The sequence below is a fragment of the Herbiconiux sp. 11R-BC genome (assembly GCF_049472555.1).
Taxonomy (GTDB): Bacteria; Actinomycetota; Actinomycetes; order Actinomycetales; family Microbacteriaceae; genus Herbiconiux.
In genome coordinates, this window is sequence record NZ_JBCEBO010000002.1 from 154,730 (window position 1) to 173,350 (window position 18,621).

The following is an 18,621-nucleotide window of genomic DNA, read 5'->3' on the forward strand; positions in this document are numbered from 1 at the left end:
GAACTTTATTGCCACATCGAGGAAACATGTAAAGTTTTCGGTGCTTTTCTTACATGTTCCAGCGAGATGGCAAGGCGCTTTGCACATCGATACGAGACTTCGGGGCTCGTGCACAGGATGCGCTACCTCCCGATGCGCAGGACTGGAGCCCGCCTCAGATCCAGCCGCTGTCGTGCGCCTTGGCGGCGGCCGCGATCCGGGAGTCGGCGTGGAGCTTGGCCATCGCCGAGGAGAGGTGATTGCGAACGGTTCCGTGCGCGAGTCCGAGGGCCTTCGCGATGTGCTTCGTGGGGAGCCCGTCCTGAGTGAGGCGGAGCACGTCGGCCTCCCGAAGGGTCAGGGGGCTCTCGGCCTCCGTCAACGCTGCGGCGGCGAGCTTCGCATCGATGTAGCGTTCGCCGGAGGCGACCGAGCGGATGATGGTGGCGAGCTCGGCCGCGGGAGTCGACTTGGGAACGAAGCCGCGCACCTGCGCGGCGAGCGCGCGCTTCAGCGTTCCCGGCCGGGCGTGCCGGGTGACGATGACGACCTGCGTCGTCGCGCAGGAACGCAGCTCCTCGGCGGCCTCGATCCCGTCCAGCTCCGGCATCTCGAGGTCCAGCAGGGCGACATCGGGGCGGAGTGCGCGAACCGCGTCGACGGCAGCCCGGCCGTCGCTGGTGTCGGCCACCACCTCGATGTCGGGCTCGAGGGAGAGCAGGGCCACGAGTGCCCCGCGGATCAGCTCTTCGTCGTCGGCGATCAGGATGCGGATCATCGCTCGGCCCCCGCCTCGGCCTCGACCCGGTGCGGCTCGGCGCCGGCCGGGATCCGCACCACCAGGGTGAAGGTGTCGTCACGGCGGCCGGCCTCGACCGTTCCCTGCCATGCCGCGAGGCGCTCCGTGAGCCCGGACAGCCCCGTCCCGCCGGCCCGGGTGGCCCCCGCGCCGTCGTTCGCGACCGTGAGACGGTATTCGTCCGCCCCGGTGCGGACGAGTTCGAGCGACGCGACGGTCGCTCTGCTGTGGCGGAGGATGTTGGTGGCGGCTTCACGGATCGCGAGGGCGAACACCGCCCCGACCGGCGTCGGAAGATCCGGCACGGCGATCCGCGCCTCGCAGCTGATGCCCGCCGACCGCAGCACCGCGGCGGCGTTCCGCGCCTCGACGGCGACGGTCACGGTGCGGTAGTCGTTGACCACCGCACGCGTGTCTTCGAGTGCCGCCTGAGCGATGGTGCGGATGTCGGCGAGTTCCGCAGCGGCGAGAGCCGGCTGCCCGGCGTGGAGCCGCCGTTCCGCCAGCTCGCCCTTCAGCGCGATCACCTGAAGATGATGACCCTGGATGTCGTGCAGATCGGTGGCGAACCGCAGGCGCTCCGTGGCCACGGCGAGCTCGGACGCCATCCGGCGGGCGTCGTCGAGACGAAGCACGACGCGAAGCGCCCAGACCGCACTCAGCGGCATGAAGGTCATCACCACGAGCGTGCTGACGACCACGAGGTCCGAGCCCGCAGCGGCCTGCGAACCGACCGAGAAGGCATCCGGCCCGACCGAGGCCAGGGATCCACCCAGCCCGATCGCCCCGAGTGTCGTGGCGAGCACGACCGCACTCCAGAAGCGGTACACGATGCAGCTGAGCAGGCCCCCCGCGATGGCGAGCAGGAAGCCCCACGCCCATCCGGCGAACGGAGGGATCAGGGCGAGCGCCCAGGTGACGCAGGCCACGGTGAGCAGCGAGACGACACGCCCGTGACGCGCCGAGGCGCCGACTGCCGGTTGCAGCAGCAGCGGGATGACGGAGAGAGCCAGCACGACCGCGGCGATCGTCGCGACGACGAGCGCGGCCAGGCGCAGGCCGTCGGCGCCGTCCGTTCCCAGAAGGAGCTGCAGGAACCCGCCGATGAGGGCGAGGGCTCCGAGCGTCGCCGCGGTCGACCAGCGCATCCACCGGAGATCCGCGGCGCTTCGGGAGGTACGCGGTCGACCGTCCGTCATGGTGTCAGCGTACCGAGACGGCATCCAGGAAGGCCGTGGTGTCGCGCGCGATCTCGGCGGATCGCGTGTGGTGCAGATAGTGCGCACCCTCGAGGGGAATCACCGTCCCCTGCGCGACGCTCGCGGCCTGGCGTTCATGCAGTCCGACCCAGCCCGCGACCTCGGCGTCGTCTTTCACCACGAACAGCAGCACCGGGAGCGTGACGGGGAATGTCGCGCCGCTGACCGAGGCGAAATTGGCGACGGAGTGCCCGATCTCGTCCAGGAGTGTCGGCGCCGTGGAGTTCTTCGTGGCCAGCAGGCGCATCTGCTCCTTGGTGTGCTCGTCGTAGGGCATCCCGGCGTAGGAGTCGCCCGAGAACGCCGACAGCAGGCGGAGGATTCCGAGGTCACGGAGTTCGGCGAGTCCGTCGGTCGGAACGGGTTCGTCCCAACCGGGCTGGTCGGGCACGCTGCTGTCGATCCCGACGAAGGCGATGAGCTCGTCCGCGTACATCCTGCTGTACTCCAGGGCGTAGATGCCCGCGATCGAGTGCCCCATGAGCACGTACCGCTCGACTCCGAGTTCCTGCAGCGCCTCGTGCACCTCCCGAGAGATGTTCTCCGCGGTTCGAGGCGCGTCGGTCTGATCGCTGAGTCCGGTGCCGAAGGGTTCGATCGCGATGACCCGATACCTGTCGTCGAGCTCCGCGACGAGGGGCTGGAAGTCGAGGCCGGGCGCGGCGGTGCCGAGGCCGGGCAGCAGCACGATCGTCTCGGCGCCGGAGCCGCTGTCGACCACGTTCATCTGCCGGCCGTCGACCGGGAGGAGTTTTCCGTAGGGGACGATGGACGCCAGATCGGACTTGGTGGCCACGACGTTCACGATCGAGGTGGTCGTCAGCAGCAGCACGGGGATCGCCACGACGGCGCCGATCGTGAGCAGGGTGATCTTCAGAGGTCTCCGCATGGGGTTCTCATTTCCAGGAGGGCGGCTCGGAGCTCGCGCGGTGGTTCCTCCAGCACAGCGGATGCCGGGGACGCGCAGAAGGGCCGTCTTGTCATGCTTCATCGTGACCGATGTCATGGGTGCGGATGTCATGGTGCACCGGCGCCGAGCACGGAAGACGGCACATGCGAGACTGGGCGCGGAGGAGGAACGATGGCTGCACCCACGATGAACGACGTCGCTCGTGAGGCCGGAGTCGCCCTCAAGACGGTCTCGCGGTTCGTCAACGGCGAGACCAACATCAACCCGGCCATGGCCGCCCGCATCGCCGCCGCGATCACCGCCCTCGGCTACCGGCGCAACCTCGCGGCCGCGAGCATCCGCCCCGGCTGGACGAGCCGCACGCTCGGGCTCGTCATCAGCGACCTCGCCAACCCCTACTACTCGGTGCTCACCCGCGCGATCGAGAGCCGTGCGCGGGAGCACGGCTACCTCGTGATCAGCGCGAGCTCCGACGAGAACGGCCAGCAGCACGACCGGATCGTCGACCGGCTGATGGAACAGCGCATCGACGCGCTCATCGTGGTGCCTCCCCGGGAGGCCGGGCGGGACTGGAGCAGCGTGACTCCGCCCATCCCCCCGCTGGTCTTCCTCGACCGGCCGGTCGATTTCCCGGCGGCCGACGTCATCCTGGCCGACAACGCCGGCGGCGCCCGCAGCGCGGTGGCCGAACTCGTGCGGAACGGCGCGCGCCGGATCGCGTTCGTCTCCGACGACCTCTCGATCTACACGATGAGCGAGCGCCACGCCGGCTATCGGCAGGCCCTCGCGGAGGTGGGGCTCCCGGTCGACGAGGAGATCGTCACGAGCTCGGCCCACTCGAGCGAGGACGCCGCTGCCGTCGTCGGCCGCCTTCTGCGCGACGAGCGGGTCGACGCCGTCTTCGCGGCGAACAACCGCGCCTCCGTCGGCGCCCTCCTCGCGTTCCGTGAGCACCGTCGGGTTCCGCTGATCGGCTTCGACGACTTCGAGGCGGCTCTGCTCGGCGACCCCGCGGTGTCGGTCGTGAGCCAGGACATCCAGGAGATGGGTCGTCTCGCCGCCGAGATCGTGTTCCGCCGCCTCGCCGGCGATCCGGTCGCAGCGACGACGCACGTTCTGCCCACGCGCCTCGTGCTGCGCGGCTCCGAGCGCCCCTGACCCGCGGCCCGGCGTCGGCGGAGGTCAGGGGGCGACGGCGGCACCCTCCTCGTCGGAGCGGATGGCGGCGCGGTAGATCGCGTGCGTGGCCGCCGCCTCCTGGGGCGTGACGCAGCCGAACCGGTCGCCGAGCAGTCCTTCGCGCTCCGCCAGGAAGGCCGCCCACATCTGCAGGATGGAGTCGGAGAAGCCGAACTCGAAGTTCGGGCCGGTCACCGTGGGCCACACCGACTGGCTGCCCACGTCGATCTGCTGCCACACCTGCTCACGCCCGCCCCCGGGGATGTCGGCGATCGCGAAGACCTCGACCGACCGCGGGTTCTTCGTGCTGAAACGCACTCCGCCGTCCAGGCCGATCGCCTCGAACTCCCAGGTGTTCTTCTGCCCGGGGTCGATGCGCTTGGTCTCGGTCGTGAGCGGAAAGCGCACCCCGTCGTGGCGCGCCCAGCTGTGCAGCACGGCGTTGTCCCAGGTGTCGCACGGCACGGGCACGCCGTCCGGCCCGGGGCGTTCGGTGACGATGTTCTGCAGCACGCCGTAGACGGTCTCGGGCGCCCAGCCGAGCCGCAACGGCACGTGCCAGGTGTGCATGCCGAGATCGTTCAGCACCCCGGCCTCGCCGCAGAAGCGGTTCTGGCGCTTCCATCCGATGGGCTTGGTGACGTCGACGTCGCTCGCGTGCAGAAAGCTGTTGCGCGCCTCCACGATGGTGCCGAGCGCTCCGCTCCGCACGTAGTCGATCGCGAGCTGCGCGCCGGGGAAGAACGGCATCTCGCTCGAGCAGCGTACGAAGCTCTCCGGATGCGCCTCCACGGCCGACAGGATCGCCTGCGCGGCCGCCTCGTCGATTCCGAACGGCTTCTCGGCGAGCAGGCTCTTGCCCGCCGCGATGACGTCGGAGTAGATGCGCTCGTGCAGGTCGTGGCGCACGGCGACGTAGATCACGTCGATCGCGGGGTCGGCGAGGAGCTCGTGGTAGTCGGTGACCTTCGTCGTGACCGTGTCGATCTCGTCGAACCACGCGAGCGCCGACTCATTGATGTCGCAGACCGCGGTCAATCGCGGGCGCACGGGATGGTCGATCAGGGCCGGCCAGCGCTGGATCGCCGCCGCGATCTCGCGACCCATGAGCCCGGCGCCGATGATGGCGACGGTGACGGTCTTGGCGCTCATGCTGCACTCCGCTCGACGATCGCGAGGGCGGCATCCGCGTCGGCGCCCTCGTGCAGGATGGCCAGGAGCGCCGCCGTGATGCCGGCGGGCTTGGGGTGCTGCACCACGTTCCGGCCGTACACGATGCCGCTCGCGCCGTGCTCCAGCACGGCGACGGTCCGCTCCAGCAGGGTGCGGTCGTCGACCCGCCCGCCGCCCCGCACCAGCACGGGCACGTCTCCCGCGACCTCGATCACGCGCCCGTAGTCGGCGACGTCGTCGGTCGGGTCGGCCTTGATCAGGTCGGCGCCGAGCTCCTTGGCCTGACGCACGAGCGCGACGATCTTGTCGGTGTCACCGTCGACCATGTAGCCGCCACCGGCCTTCGCGTTGTCCTGCATCACGAGCGGCTCGACCATGAGCGGCATCCCGAACCGGGTGGCCTGTTCGCGCAGGGCCATGATCGACCGGATGTTCGCCTCACGGATCTCCGGGCGCCCCGGGAGCTGCATCAGGTTGGCGCACACGGCCACGGCATCCAGCCGCACGGCCTCCTCGATCGCGTTCGGTACGTGGTGGCTGAAGATGTGGCTGTCGAGCGGGTTGCCGTAGACGTTCGCGACGTCGGCGCGCAGCACCAGGGCCGGCTTCTGCTTGCCGGGGATGCTCTGCAGCAGTCGCGCCTGGCCGAGAGTGAGCTGCACCGCGTCGGGATTCGCGCGCACGAGCGTGCCGACGACCGAGTCCATGTCCTCGATCCCGGTGATGAACGACGGCTCCCCGAAGAAGCCGTGGTCGACCGCCACATCGAGCGCCCTGCCGGAGTGCGGATTGAACAGCCTGTTGAGCCGGAATAGGGACATGTCTCGTCGTTCTCCTTGTGATCGCTCGCCGCCGCAGTGTCTTCCGGGCCGGTTCTGTGCCAGAGTAGCCTCGTCGAGATAACGTTGTCTAGCAGTGGAGACAGGCCACGTCGCCGTCCTCCGACGAAGGGAGCTCCGTGCACACGATCGCCGTCGCGGGTCATGTCTGCCTCGACGTCACCCCGAGACTCAGCGAGCAGACGCGATGGGAACCCGGCCAGCTGGTGGAGGTCGGCCCGCTCGCGGTGTCGCTCGGGGGCTGCGTCGCGAACACCGGCGTGACCCTCGCAGACCTGGGGGCCGAGGTCACGCCCTTCGCGACGGTGGGCGACGACGAGCTGGGGGAACTGCTCCTGGCCCGGCTGTCCGCCGAAGGATTCGCGGCGCCCCGGCTCACGGTCTCGGCGAGCCGGTCGACCTCCTACAGCCTGGTGCTCGAGCAGCCCGGCATCGACCGCACCTTCTGGCACCACACCGGCGCCAACGAGGAGTTCGACGGCGCCGACGTCGAGATCACCGGCCAGGGCCTCCTCCACCTGGGATACCCGACCCTGCTGCCCGGGCTCCTGGCCCAGGACGGACGGCCCCTGGTCGACCTGCTCTCGCGAGCGCGAGCGGAGGGCGTGACCACGTCGCTCGATCTCGCCGTCGTCGACCCGTCGTCGGCGAGCGGCACCGTCGACTGGGATGCCCTGCTCACCGCGGCCTTCGCACAGTGCGACATCGCGAGTCCGAGCGTCGACGATCTGGTGTCGGCGCTCCGGATCGACGAACCGTACTCGCCCGGTCTGGTCGACCGCCTGGCCGACCGGATGCTCGCCGACGGCGTCGCGGTGGTCGCGATCTCCGCCGGCCGGCACGGGCTCCGCCTGCGCGCCGGGTCGGTGGAGCGACTCCGCGCGGCCGGAGGCGTGCTCGCGCCCGTCGCCGAGGTGTGGGCCGATCAGGCTCTCACCGTTCCCCCGCTGTGGGTCGAGCATCCGGTCACCACGAACGGCGCCGGCGACGCGAGCACCGCCGGTCTGCTCTTCGCGCTCTCCCGCGGCGCAGATCCCGGGCAGGCCGCAGCGCTCGCGGCCGCCTGCGCCGCCGCGATCATCAGCGGCAACCGAGCCACCCCCGCCGCCGTGCTCGCCCTCGAACCGTCCACCGCCGGCCTGTTCGGGGACTGAACCCGCCCAGGCCCCACGCCCGCCCACGAGAGGATCCCCGATGGACCCCATACTGCTCCCGGCCAACCAGCCCCTCGCCCGCTTCTACCAGGGCGGCGAGCGCATCTCGCGGTTCCGGGGCGAGCATCCGTCGCCGCCGAACACCCCCGAGGACTGGGTGGGATCGACCACGAGCGTGCGGGGAGACGCCCCCGCGGGCCTGACCCGGCTCGACGACGGCCGGCTCCTCGCCGACGCGATCGCCGACGACCCGGCCGCCTGGCTCGGCCCCGCCCACGTGGAGCGGTACGGCGCCGACACGATGCTGCTCGTCAAGCTGCTCGACGCGGGCCAGCGGCTTCCCGTGCACGCGCATCCCGACGGCCGCTTCGCGGGCGAGCACATCTCGGCCGCGCACGGCAAGGCGGAGGCCTGGTACATCCTGAGCCCGGGCGTGGTGCACCTGGCCCTCACCCGCGCGGTGGTCCCGGAGGAGCTCGCCGAGCTGGTCGCCTCGCAGGACTCGGCCGGGATGCTCGCGCTGATGCACGCGATCGCGGTGGAGCCGGGCGACTGCGTCTTCGTGCCGCACGGCGTGCTGCACGCGATCGGCGCCGGCATCCTGCTGGCCGAGGTGCAGGAGCCCGAAGACCTCTCCATCCTGCTGGAGTGGGAGGGCTTCGACCTCGACGGCGAGAAGCACGGCCACCTCGGCCTGGGCTTCGAGCTCGCGCTCACGGCCGTGGAGACCCGGGGCCGTTCGGGCGCAGAGGTCGAGGGGCTCGTGCGGCGCGCCGTGCGGCACGGCGCCGCTCTTCCCACCGGCGGCGAGGAGTTCTTCCGCCTCGACCGCATCGAGGGGGCGCGCGAGTTCCCGGCGGGGTTCGCCATCGTGGTCGTGCTCGACGATTCCGCACGGCTGACGGTCGATTCTGGCGACTCCCGGATGCTCCGCGCGGGTTCCACCACGCTCGTCCCCTTTGCCGCGGGAGCGTTCACCCTCTCGGGCTCGGCGCTCGTCGCCCGTCCGCCGCGCGCATGACAGGCTCGCCGAGCACGCCTGAGACCCGCGTCGCCACAGCGGAGACGCTGAACCGCGACGGGCTGTTCGCCACTCCGCGGCCGTGGGCCGGGGTCAAGGAGTCCTACGGCGCTCCGGGAACCGCCGCGGCCGAACGGATGCTGACCGCCCGCCTGTTCGACTCCCTCGAGTTCGAGGTGCTGCCCGGCCGCGGCTTCGACATCGGCGACACCTGGCATCGCGGCATCCCGCTCTCGTGGTTCTCGCCGGTGCGCGACGCCCGGGCGCTGCCCTCGCCCTCGGGCACGGAATGGCTCTCGCGCTTCACCGGCGGGCTGTTGACCACGTGCGGCTTCGGCACCGTCGGAGCAGCCGGCAACGGCGAAGGGATGCACGGGGTCGTGAGCCACCTGCCCGCCGACGAGGTCTCCTGGCAGCTCGACGAGCACGGGGGTGTGCAGTTCGGCGCGGTCGTCGAGAGCGTCGCGCTCTTCGGCCCGTCGTTCCGGATGCGGCGCAGCATCCGTGCGGTCGCCGAGGGCGCGGTGTCACGCCTCACCGTGACCGACGTGCTCACGAACATCGGGCCGCAGGCCGCGCCGCTGAGCCTGCTGTACCACGTGAACTTCGGCGCGCCCCTGGTGGCCCCGGGGACTTCGGTCGCCATCGATGGTCTCGGGGTCACCGCCTCCGCACCGCACCCCGAGGTGCCCGACTGGGCCGTGCTGCCGGAGCCCGTCTCCGCCCTGACCGAGGCCGTGTTCGAGCACCAGGGCGTCGCCGTCGACGAGGACGGCTTCGCGCGGGCGACGATCCTGAGCTCGGCCCACGACCTCGGGGTCGTGGTGGAGTGGACGGCTGCGACGCTTCCGCATCTGCACCAGTGGGTCTTCCCCACGCGTGGCCGGTGGGCACTGGGCATCGAGCCCTCCACGGCGCCGCTCTTCGGCCCGCTCCGCGAGGGACCGAACGCCGGCGCCCCGGTCCTGCAACCCGGCCACTCACGCACGCACACTGTACGCATCTCGGTCGGCCCAACCGAGGCGATCTCGCGGGCCTGAGCCACCTGACCCCACTCGACGCCCCCCATCCACCACCCACACCTCACCTCACCTCACCCCCCACCGCCTCATCCAAAAACAAGGAGTTTCGGGGGGRCACGCCGGCTGATTCTTCCGCAGGTCGGCGTGTCSSCCCGAAACTCCTTGTTTTTCAACTGACGGAGGGAGTAGCAGGAGCGACAGGCGGGCGGAGGGACGGAGGACGGATGAGGGGACGGCCCCGTCACTGGTTCGAGAACGCCGCGTCGAAGGAGGCTGTGGGGAGAGGCCACAGCTTCGAGCGCACGAACCCGAGGGCCTCGGGCGCGCCGTGCATCCGGTCCATCCCGGCGTCCTCCCACTCGATCGAGATGGGGCCGGCGTAGCCGATCGCCTGCAGCGCCCGGAACGCGTCCTCCCACGGCACGTCTCCGTGCCCGGTCGAGACGAAGTCCCAGCGGCGGTGCGGGTCGCCCCACGGCAGGTGGGAACCGAGCACCCCGGCGCGCCCGTCGTGCGGACGGAGCCGGGTGTCCTTGCAGTCCACGTGGTAGATGCGGTCACGGAAGTCCCCGATGAAGCCGACGGGATCGATGTTCTGCCACATCATGTGCGAGGGGTCCCAGTTGAACCCGAACGCCTCCCGGTGGCCGATCGCCTCAAGGGTGCGCACGGCCGTCCAGTAGTCGTAGGCGATCTCTCCCGGATGCACCTCCAGGGCGAACCGCACCCCTTCGTCGTCGAAGACGTCGAGGATGGGGTTCCAGCGCGTGGCGAAGTCCTCGTAACCCGCGTCGATCACCGAGGCCGGAACGGGCGGGAACATCGCCAGGTACGGCCACACCGAGGAGCCGGTGAAGCCCACGACGGTGTCGACGCCGAGCTTGCGGGCCACCCGCGCCGAGCGCTTCATGTCCTCCGCCGCACGCTGCCGCACTCCCTCCTGGTCGCCGTCGCCCCAGACGTACGGGCGCAGGATCGCCTGGTGCCGGAAGTCGATCGGCGCATCGCAGACCGCCTGCCCAGCCAGGTGGTTCGAGAGGGCGAACACGCTCAGCCCGTGCCGGTCGAGCACCTCGAGCCGCGACGCGAGATATGCGTCGTCCTCATCCGCTCGCTGCAGGTCGAGGTGGTCGCCGGATGCCGCGATCTCGAGCCCGTCGTAGCCCCACGACGCGGCCAGGCGCGCGACCTCCTCGAACGGCAGGTCTGCCCACTGGCCCGTGAACAGGGTGACCGGATGCCTGTCACTCACGCCGCGTCAGCCCTCCGTCTTCACCGGCTGCTCGCCGGCGGCCTCGTCTTCGTGGAGCTTGCGGGTCTCGCTCTTGAAGATCCGCAAGGATTGGCCGACGCTCTTCGACAGAGCGGGCAGCCGCGTCGCTCCGAAGAGCAGCAGGATGACGGCCAGGATGAGCAGGAGGTGCCATCCGGTGAGATTTCCGAGCATGAGGGGTTCCGATCGTCGAGGGAGTCCGCGCGGTCACGCGATGGTCAGCAGCTGGGCCGTGGCATCCCAGGTGACGGTGAAGCCGAGCGACTGGAAGTAGGTGGCCGCGATGTAGAAGCGGCCGCCCACCCACTGGCAGGGCGCATCCAGGTGCACGACGGTCGCGCCCGTGTGGGCGGTGCTGCTGCCCACCTGGGCGATCAGAGTGGTGCCGGAGCGCACGCCGACGAACCACTGAACGTCGGGCCGCCACTCCGGGCGACCCCCGATCGCCTCCACCACGTAGGCCGCCGGCACCATCGGCGTGCCGTTGGGGGCGATCAGCGGAACCGCGGTGCGCGAGTACTTGCCGCTGACGAGCAGCGACAGAGGGGGGAACGGCACCTTGACCACGCCGATCTCGTCGATCGTGAAGTTGCCGGGGGTCGACATCATGTCGAGCCGGATCTGCCGGATCGTGCCGACCCATTTGGGGTTGCCCCACGCCGCGATGTACCCCACGCCGTACGCGTTGTTGTACGAGTCGATGATCACCTGCGCGCCCTTGTCCTGACTCCAGGTGGAGTCGGCTTCGGTGCGGAAGTAGAAGTACTCCGGGGGCGTGTCGCTCTTCATCCGCACCCTGACCCAGGGTGCCTGATTGGCGTCGATGCCGAGGTGGTCGGGTGACACGAGACCCGGGTCGGTGCCGATCGAGGTGGCCGTCAGCAGTCCGCCCAGCACCTGGATGTTCGTCACCTGGTTGTTCTCGCTGTTGGTCCAGCCCTCGACGTCGCCGTCGGTGTTGAACATCCACCGCGTCCAGTAGTCGTCGGGCTTCGCCGGGGCCGGCAGCTCCTTGAGCGGCTGGGTGCGGGCGGCCGGGTAGAGCAAGCCCAAGCGCGCCGCCTGCGTGGTCGTGGGCGTGACGTTGGCTCCATGAGCGCTCGCCCCGAAGACGTCGGCGACGGCGTTCACATAGCCGAACCCGGCGAGCGCGCTCGGCATCACGAAGTGGCCCTCGCCGAACTCGTTCCAGTTGTCGACGAGCACCATCGACCGGCCGAGGCTCGTACTCGGCAGCGCCGGCATGAAGGTGTCGCGCACCCAGGTCGCGTTCGCCTCGAAGTCGGTCACGCTCGCCCAGGCTCCCGGCGTCAGGTTCCACGGCAGCTGGTCCTGCCCCATCGAGATGGTGGGCACGACGTCGACCACGGCGTTGCCGCGCCAGGTGAGCAGGTTCTGCCGGTAGCCCTCGGTGAGCGCGGCGACGGAGCCGACGCTGTACTTGTACTGGGCGTCGACGCCGACGGTCGGCGCGTTGGCGTCGACCTGCGGGGCGATGATGATCAGGTCGTCGAACCCGGCCGCCTGCACCGCCGTGCGGAGGTACGCGACCTCCGCGGCCGCCGCCGCAGCGCTGCCGAAGGTCGTGATCAGCTTCGGGATGGAGTAGATCGAGAAGACCGGCTTGTTGTCGATGACGAGGTAGTCGGGGTCGCGGAAGTAGTACTCGATCCAGTAGGGCACCATCACCGTGCGGAAATCGCTGCTGTTGGTGGCGCCGCTGCTGATGTTCTCGTACATGATGGCGAACTTCACCAGCGACTTGTACTGCGAGGTGAAGAGCCCCTGGTGGATGTGGTGCCCGAGGTCGGGCACCTTGATCGGCTGCCCCACTCCGTCGAGCGGGCGGAACCAGCACGCCAGCTCGAACGAGATGCCGTTCTCCACCATCCACTTGATGCCCCAGTCGGTGACCTCCGGGTCGCCTTCGTCGTACCAGCCGAGCAGCGGTTTGCGGCTCGGGTAGGGGCTCAGAGCATCCCAGCCCTGGTGGTGGCCCTCGCGCCAGCCGGCGAAGGTCTGCACGCCGACGAGGTAGTCGCCGGTGTTCAGCGGCACGGGGGTCGGCACGTAGTCGCTCGGCAGCGGCGGGGTCAGCGAGAGCCGGATGTCGTCGAGGTAGACCTTCCCCGACGTGCCCGCCCCCACGCCGAAGGTCAGCGTGTCGATGGCCGTGACGGCCGGGATCGCGACTCCGGATGCCGCCGTCTTGCCGTTCACCCAGACGGTGGCCAGGTTGTTCGTCGTGTCGGTCGTCACGCGCACGTGGTACCAGAGGTTGGGCTTGCAGTCGTAGCAGACGACCGGCGTTCCACTCGCATCCGCGTAGGTGATGCTGCCCGCGGAGGCGCCGATCTGGAGCCCGGCCGTCGTGCCGGCCGAGAGCACGGCGGAGACGTTCTGGGCGCCCAAAGGGGCGAGAAAGCGGAACTCGAGGGTGAGGTCGTCGTTCTGCGCGGCGAAGGTGCGCCGGAAGGTTGCGGTCTCGGTGGCCGCGAGCGTGTTCACCAGGAGGCTGTAGCGGTCGGCGTAGCTCGATCCGTGCAGTTCGGCGATCGAGAAGACCGCACCGGCGCCGGCCGTCGTCCAGTCGGCGGGGAGGCCCGACGGCACGGTCACGAATGACTCGTTGACGAGGAAGCCGCGGTGGATGCGCACCGTGTCGATGTAGAAGTTGCCGACGAAGGCCTCGCTCGTCTGCATCGTGAAGAGGTCGAGCACGGTCGCGGACTGGGCGAAGGCGACCGCGCTGGCCGCCAGAGCGCCGTTCACGTAGACCGTGAACTGCGCGGCGGCGAGGTCGAGCACCACCCGCACCCCCATCGGGGTTCCGACGGCGGTGCTCGCCAGGTTCTGGCTGCCCGAGGGCGTCTGCAGGCTCAGCTGCCCCGAGTTCGCGGTGAGCACCACGGCGTTCGCCCCGGTGGTGCCGATCGTCCAGGTCACGCCGTTCAGCGCGGTGATGGGCTCGAACCGGAAGTCGACGGTGAGAACGCCCGCCGTGTGCGCCGTGAAGCGGCGCTGCATCACGATGGGCAGGCCGCCGCTGTCGGTCACCTTGGCCCAGCGCCCGTAGGCGAAGGTGAAGCTGCCGCCGGCCTGGCGCACGTCCCACCCCGACGGCACCACGAGAATCGGGTCGGTGACGGCGTTCGGCATGTGGAAGTCCTCTTCCACCAGGTACCGCGCGGTGCCGGTCGACGCCGACACGCCCCTTCCGGCGATCGCGGGGAGCGGGCGGGCCGCAACCGGCGCCGGAGCGTCCCCTAGCGCGAGGCCACTGGCGGCCGCAGCGGCTGCGGCGATGGCCAGGAACGAGCGGCGGCTGATGCCCTTGCCGGGCTCGGGCTGCAACAACCACTCGCTCTGGAGGACGGATTCGGTATCTGGATCGACTGCATCGCGCACAAGGACTCCCTTATCCTCTAGTTCGGTATTCTGAACTTAAATACGTCAGAATGAACTTCGTGCCTGACGCTACTGGAGCCGGGCCGTTGGAGGCAAGGGTCGATCGCAAAATCGCCGAACGGCGCCCGCGGGCAGACGAGAGCGCCCCTCCCTCGAGGGGGTCACTCCGGAGCCGTCGCTAAGGACGGATGGTCGCCTCGAGCTCGGAGACGGTGGCGCGCAGCTGCGCGAGGATGTCTGCCGGCCACTGCTCGGTCGTGAGCGAGGTCGGCATGGTGACGGAGAGCGCCATCTGGCGGTGCGCGTCGGACAGGAACGGCAGCGGCACGGCGACGCAGCGGCATCCGCTGATGTACTCCTCGTCGTCGACCGCGAAACCCTCACGGCGGACGCGGTCGAGAAGAACGAGGAGCTCGTCGACGTCGGAGACCGTGCGCTCCGTCAGGTGGGCGAGCGGGGCGGCGGCGCGGAGGCGTCGCTCCGCCTCCGCAGGCGGGAGCAGGCCGAGGAGCGTCTTGCCGATGCCCGTCGCATGAGCCGGCAGCTGCGTTCCCACCGACGACGCGAGACGCATCGTGCGAGCGGCCTGGCTGATCGCGATGTAGACGTTGTTCACGCCGTCGAGCTGTGCGAGCTGAACCGTCTCGCCCACGGCGGCGGCCAGCTTGTCCATCAGCGGGCGCACGATGCCGAGCAGGTCGGTGTGGCCGCGGAAGTTCTGGCCGATCTGCCAGGCGCGGAGCCCCAGCGAGTACTGACGGGTGCGCGGGTCGTGCGCGACCCATCCGGTGGCCGTGAGCGTCTGAAGGAGCCCGTGCGCGCTGGAGCGGGGAATGGAGAGTTCGGTCAGGATCTCGCCGAAGCTCACGCTCTCGTGCTCGCTCACGTACTCGATCAAGCCGAGGGCGCGCTCCGCGGACTTGACGCTCGTGCCCTTGTCGTCACTGGCCATGATCTGCCTCTCCATCGCGGCAAGCGGCGAAATGCCGCGTTTTCCAGCCGGATGCCATCCCGTCTATAGGATCAGAATACAGCTAGATGAACTTTTAGCAGCTTGACGAAGCCATAGTTCATGGGTGTGAACGCGGATTCCTTGACATGAACCTTCCGGCATGCGAGACTTTCGATCATTCGGCCCGATGCGGCCCCCTGACGGGCCCACGGTCGAGCACTTGCGCGCTGACGCCGGCGATCGACACTCCTGATCGCCGCGGCCAGCACCCGACTCATTGTGGAGTGGACATGGCAATACAGACACCTGACCGGGTGGTGCCGGACACGGTGGCGATCCTGGCGGACACGAATCCGCCGAGGCGCCCTCGCCGCCGGCGATCGATCAGCTGGGGGGCCTACCTCGGGCTCGCCCCGTTGGCGATCATGCTGGGAGTGTTCTGCTACTACCCGGCGGCGAGCGGCATCTTCCACTCGTTCTGGAACTGGAACCCCGGCGGGGAGTCGACCTTCACCGGTTTCGACAACTACGCCACGATGATGAGCGACCAGCTCTGGTGGGAGTCGTTCAAGAACCTCGGCATCATCTTCATCTTCGGCGTGGTCTCCTGGGTGATCCCGCTGGCGGCGGCCGAGCTGCTCATCTCGCTGCGGAGCGAGCGCGCGCAGTTCGTCTACCGCACCCTCCTGATCGTGCCCATGGCCTTCCCCGGCGTGGTCACCGCGCTCATCTGGTCGTTCCTCTACCAGCCCAACGACGGGGTCATCAACACCTTCCTGAAGTCGGTCGGCCTCGACGCGCTCGCCCAGAACTGGCTCGGCGATCCGCACCTCGCGCTGATCTCGCTGCTGTTCATCGGCTTCCCGTTCATCGCGGGCCTGCCGTTCCTGATGTTCTACTCGACGCTGCAGAACATCCCGAAGGAGATCTTCGAGGCCTGCTCGCTCGACGGGGTGAACCGGATCCAGCGGCTCTTCCTCATCGACCTGCCGCTGATGGGCCGTCAGCTGCAGCTGCTGCTCGTGCTGGTGATCATCGAGACCCTGCAGTACGGGTTCGTCGCCTACATCCTCACCAGCGGAGGGCCCGACAACGCGACGACGGTGCCCGTGCTCCACATGCTGAGCGAGGCCTTCAACGGGGGCAACTGGGGCTATGCGGCAGCGCTGTCGACCACCCTCTTCGTGCTCACCGTCGTCTTCAGCACGATCGTGGCCGTCGCCAAGCGCCGCGATTCCACGACCAATGTGAAAGGGATGTGACCCTCATGTCTGCAGCGACCATCGAGGCACCGAGCCGGCAGCCCCGCACGAGGGTGAAACGCCGCCGCAGCGGCGCACCCATCCACATCGCCCTGATCGCGATCGTGGCCGTGGGGCTGCTGCCCTACCTCTTCGTGCTCACCACCTCGGTGAAGACCAACGAGCAGTTCGCCACGAGCTACTGGGCGCCGTCGTTCCCCCTGCACTTCGAGAACTACGCCACGGCCTGGAACCAGATCGCCCCGTTCATGCTGGTCTCCGTCGTGGTGGCCGCCATCTCGATCGTCGGGATCGTCGCCCTCAGCCTGCTCTCGGGATACGTCTTCGCCCGATTCCAGTTCCCCGGCCGGCGGTTCTTCTTCACCATGGTGATCGCGCTGCTGATGGTGCCGAGCATCGCGAGCCTCATCCCGCTGTTCGTGATGATGCGCGACCTCGGCCTGCTGAACACGCTCTGGGTGCTCATCGTCCCGAGGATCGCCGGAGGCGCGGTGCTCGGCACCATCCTGATGAAGACCTTCATCGAGGGCATCCCCCAGGAGCTGTTCGACGCCGCCCGGGTCGACGGCGCCGGCGCTGGGCGCCTGTTCCGCTCGATCATGCTGCCGCTGTCGCTGCCGGTCGTCGGCACCGTGTCGCTGCTCACCGTGATCGGCGTCTGGAACGACTTCTTCTGGCCCCTGCTCACGGTGACCGACAACGCCCTGAAGCCGGTGAGCGTCGGCCTGCTCTTCTTCCGCGGGCAGGCGGGCACCGACTACGGCGCGATGTTCGCGGGCTACATGATCGCGAGCCTGCCGCTGCTGCTGCTGTTCCTCTTTCTTTCCAAGTACTTCCTGGCCGGAATCCAGGGCGGGCTCCCGGGCTCGCACTGACCGCACCTCCGGCCGTTTCGTCACCAATCACACAGAAGGGCAATACAAGGATGTATAACAAGCTCAAACCGATCATCGCGCTCGGGGTGGTCGCAGCCACCGCACTCGCACTCGCCGGATGCGCTCCCAGCGCGAGTCCAGGCAAGACCACCATCACGATCGCCGGCCCCAACCAGTGGAACACCGACGCGCAGAGCTTCGGACCGGCCTGGGAAGACCTCGTCGCGCGTTTCGAGGCGGCCGAGCCGAACATCGAGGTGAAGACGGTGGTGCTGCCGCTCACGGAGTTCTACCAGACGCTCTCGACGCAGCTCGCCGCCGGCACGGCCCCGGAGCTGATCTTCAACCAGGTCTCGCACAAGCCCGACCAGGTCGTCGCTCTCGACGACTACTTCGACAAGCCGAACCCGTACATCGAGGGCAACGAGAAGTGGATCACCGCTTTCAACCCCGACTACATCGGCGGCCCGTCGAACCTGGGCCGCAATGCGGCGCAGCACTACGAGTTCGTGCCGTTCAACCTCTACCTCAGCGGCATCTACTACAACAAGGACGTGTTCAAGGCCGCCGGGATCTCTGAGGCGCCGGCCACCTACGGCGACCTGATCAAGGACTGCAAGGCGATCAGCGCAGCGGGCTACACCCCGCTGGCCTTCGACAACAGCTACCTCGCCCAGGCGAGCGTGGTGAAGCCGATCACCTCGATGCTGCTCACCAAGTACTTCGACGAGCTGAACTACTACGGCCCCGACGGCAAGCCCGGCACCTCGAAGGCGATCTCGGTGAAGGACTTCTCCAAGGGCGTGCTCACCGGGGAGTTCACCCCGCAGAACACCCCCGAGATCGGCGAGGCCTTCACGCTCGCGAAGCAGGTCGTCGACGCGTGCGCCACGCCCAACTGGTCGGGTGTGGCCAGCACCGGGGCCGCCTTCACCGGCGCCCAGGAGTTCCTGGCCGGCAAGGCCGGCATGTCCTTCGGCGCCAACTTCTCGGCGAACAGCCTCGAGAACGTCGGCTGGGACTACGGAACCCTTCCGTTCCCCACGGTCACCAAGCAGGACACCCCCCTCTCCACCGGCGAAGCGGCCCGCTCGGGCGCCAACACCGGTGGAACGAGCTACATGATCCCGGCCACCACCAAGGGCGACAAGCTCGACGCGGCCGTGAAGTTCCTGCAGTTCGCCTCCAGCCCCGTGGGCATCCAGCCCTGGCTCGACAAGACCGGCGGCATCCCGGCCCTGGCCGACGCGAAGCCCGCACCGGGTCTCGAGGGACTCACCACGGGCGACTGGGCCCTCAGCCCGACCGTTCCGCAGCCGGCGCTGCTGCCCAAGGCGCTTCTCGGCCAGGCGATCTACACGGGCTACCTGACGGGCAACAAGTCGCTCGACGACGAGCTCACCGAGACGCTGGACCAGTGGACCACGAGCGCGAAGGAAGTCGCCGCCGACGGCAAGTGGACCGACGACTGGGTGCAGAAGTAGCACCCGAACCCACACACAGGATCTGGCCCGCG

Annotated in this window: 16 protein-coding genes; 7 read left to right on the forward strand and 9 right to left on the reverse strand. The window is 69.2% G+C overall.

Annotated features, from left to right (window positions below):
• Positions 1 to 154: 154 nt before the first annotated feature.
• Genes VD659_RS05880 through VD659_RS05890 form a run of 3 tightly spaced genes read right to left on the reverse strand, consistent with a single transcriptional unit; the run spans position 155 to position 2,926 of the window.
• The gene (locus tag VD659_RS05880; RefSeq protein WP_423260196.1) at positions 155 to 757 is read right to left on the reverse strand and encodes a response regulator transcription factor; all 603 of its coding nucleotides are present in this window, start codon (positions 755 to 757) and stop codon (positions 155 to 157) included.
• Positions 754 to 1,926, reverse strand: a complete 1,173-nt coding sequence (locus VD659_RS05885) for a sensor histidine kinase (RefSeq protein WP_423260197.1) — start codon at positions 1,924 to 1,926, stop codon at positions 754 to 756. The genes VD659_RS05880 and VD659_RS05885 overlap by 4 nt, the downstream gene beginning before the upstream one ends.
• Positions 1,927 to 1,981: 55 nt before the next feature.
• Positions 1,982 to 2,926, reverse strand: a complete 945-nt coding sequence (locus VD659_RS05890; protein ID WP_423260198.1) for an alpha/beta fold hydrolase — start codon at positions 2,924 to 2,926, stop codon at positions 1,982 to 1,984.
• A 192-nt stretch (positions 2,927 to 3,118) separates the two neighbouring features.
• Here VD659_RS05890 and VD659_RS05895 point away from each other — a divergent pair, with 192 nt between their 5' ends.
• A complete protein-coding gene (locus VD659_RS05895) occupies positions 3,119 to 4,105 on the forward strand; it encodes a LacI family DNA-binding transcriptional regulator (RefSeq protein WP_423260199.1) in 987 nt (328 codons plus the stop codon).
• A gap of 24 nt (positions 4,106 to 4,129) precedes the next feature.
• Here the strand turns inward: VD659_RS05895 and VD659_RS05900 are convergent, their stop codons facing one another.
• Both VD659_RS05900 and VD659_RS05905 read right to left on the reverse strand, forming a co-directional pair.
• Positions 4,130 to 5,278 (reverse strand): Gfo/Idh/MocA family protein, encoded by a 1,149-nt coding sequence (locus VD659_RS05900; protein ID WP_423260200.1) that lies wholly within the window; start codon positions 5,276 to 5,278, stop codon positions 4,130 to 4,132.
• Positions 5,275 to 6,120, reverse strand: coding sequence for a class I fructose-bisphosphate aldolase (locus VD659_RS05905; protein ID WP_423260201.1), 846 nt, complete (start codon positions 6,118 to 6,120; stop codon positions 5,275 to 5,277). Before VD659_RS05905 ends, VD659_RS05900 begins: the two co-directional genes overlap by 4 nt.
• Positions 6,121 to 6,257: 137 nt before the next feature.
• Here VD659_RS05905 and VD659_RS05910 point away from each other — a divergent pair, with 137 nt between their 5' ends.
• From VD659_RS05910 to VD659_RS05920, 3 genes are read left to right on the forward strand one after another with little or no spacing between them, the layout of a single operon-like run.
• Positions 6,258 to 7,292, forward strand: a complete 1,035-nt coding sequence (locus VD659_RS05910) for a carbohydrate kinase family protein (RefSeq protein WP_423260202.1) — start codon at positions 6,258 to 6,260, stop codon at positions 7,290 to 7,292.
• A 40-nt stretch (positions 7,293 to 7,332) separates the two neighbouring features.
• Positions 7,333 to 8,313: a class I mannose-6-phosphate isomerase gene (locus VD659_RS05915; RefSeq protein ID WP_423260203.1), complete on the forward strand. Its 981-nt coding sequence runs from the start codon at positions 7,333 to 7,335 to the stop codon at positions 8,311 to 8,313.
• The gene (locus VD659_RS05920; RefSeq protein ID WP_423260204.1) at positions 8,310 to 9,353 is read left to right on the forward strand and encodes a DUF4432 family protein; all 1,044 of its coding nucleotides are present in this window, start codon (positions 8,310 to 8,312) and stop codon (positions 9,351 to 9,353) included. The genes VD659_RS05915 and VD659_RS05920 overlap by 4 nt, the downstream gene beginning before the upstream one ends.
• Positions 9,354 to 9,576: 223 nt before the next feature.
• On the opposite strand, the gene VD659_RS05925 is transcribed toward VD659_RS05920, so the two are convergent.
• From VD659_RS05925 to VD659_RS05940, 4 genes are all read right to left on the reverse strand, one after another.
• Positions 9,577 to 10,587, reverse strand: coding sequence for a sugar phosphate isomerase/epimerase family protein (locus VD659_RS05925; RefSeq protein ID WP_423260206.1), 1,011 nt, complete (start codon positions 10,585 to 10,587; stop codon positions 9,577 to 9,579).
• Between the two features lie 6 nt (positions 10,588 to 10,593).
• On the reverse strand, positions 10,594 to 10,782 hold the full coding sequence (gene tatA / locus VD659_RS05930; RefSeq protein WP_423260207.1) for a twin-arginine translocase TatA/TatE family subunit: 189 nt from the start codon (positions 10,780 to 10,782) through the stop codon (positions 10,594 to 10,596).
• A 33-nt stretch (positions 10,783 to 10,815) separates the two neighbouring features.
• Positions 10,816 to 13,965, reverse strand: a complete 3,150-nt coding sequence (locus tag VD659_RS05935) for a stalk domain-containing protein (protein WP_423260208.1) — start codon at positions 13,963 to 13,965, stop codon at positions 10,816 to 10,818.
• 229 nt (positions 13,966 to 14,194) lie between these two features.
• Positions 14,195 to 14,968 (reverse strand): IclR family transcriptional regulator, encoded by a 774-nt coding sequence (locus tag VD659_RS05940; RefSeq protein ID WP_423260209.1) that lies wholly within the window; start codon positions 14,966 to 14,968, stop codon positions 14,195 to 14,197.
• A gap of 290 nt (positions 14,969 to 15,258) precedes the next feature.
• Here VD659_RS05940 and VD659_RS05945 point away from each other — a divergent pair, with 290 nt between their 5' ends.
• Genes VD659_RS05945 through VD659_RS05955 form a run of 3 tightly spaced genes read left to right on the forward strand, consistent with a single transcriptional unit; the run spans position 15,259 to position 18,589 of the window.
• Complete coding sequence (locus tag VD659_RS05945; protein WP_423260210.1) at positions 15,259 to 16,230, forward strand: carbohydrate ABC transporter permease; 972 nt, start codon at positions 15,259 to 15,261, stop codon at positions 16,228 to 16,230.
• A gap of 5 nt (positions 16,231 to 16,235) precedes the next feature.
• Positions 16,236 to 17,105: a carbohydrate ABC transporter permease gene (locus VD659_RS05950; protein ID WP_423260211.1), complete on the forward strand. Its 870-nt coding sequence runs from the start codon at positions 16,236 to 16,238 to the stop codon at positions 17,103 to 17,105.
• Between the two features lie 50 nt (positions 17,106 to 17,155).
• A complete protein-coding gene (locus VD659_RS05955) occupies positions 17,156 to 18,589 on the forward strand; it encodes an ABC transporter substrate-binding protein (protein ID WP_423260212.1) in 1,434 nt (477 codons plus the stop codon).
• Positions 18,590 to 18,621: the final 32 nt, after the last annotated feature.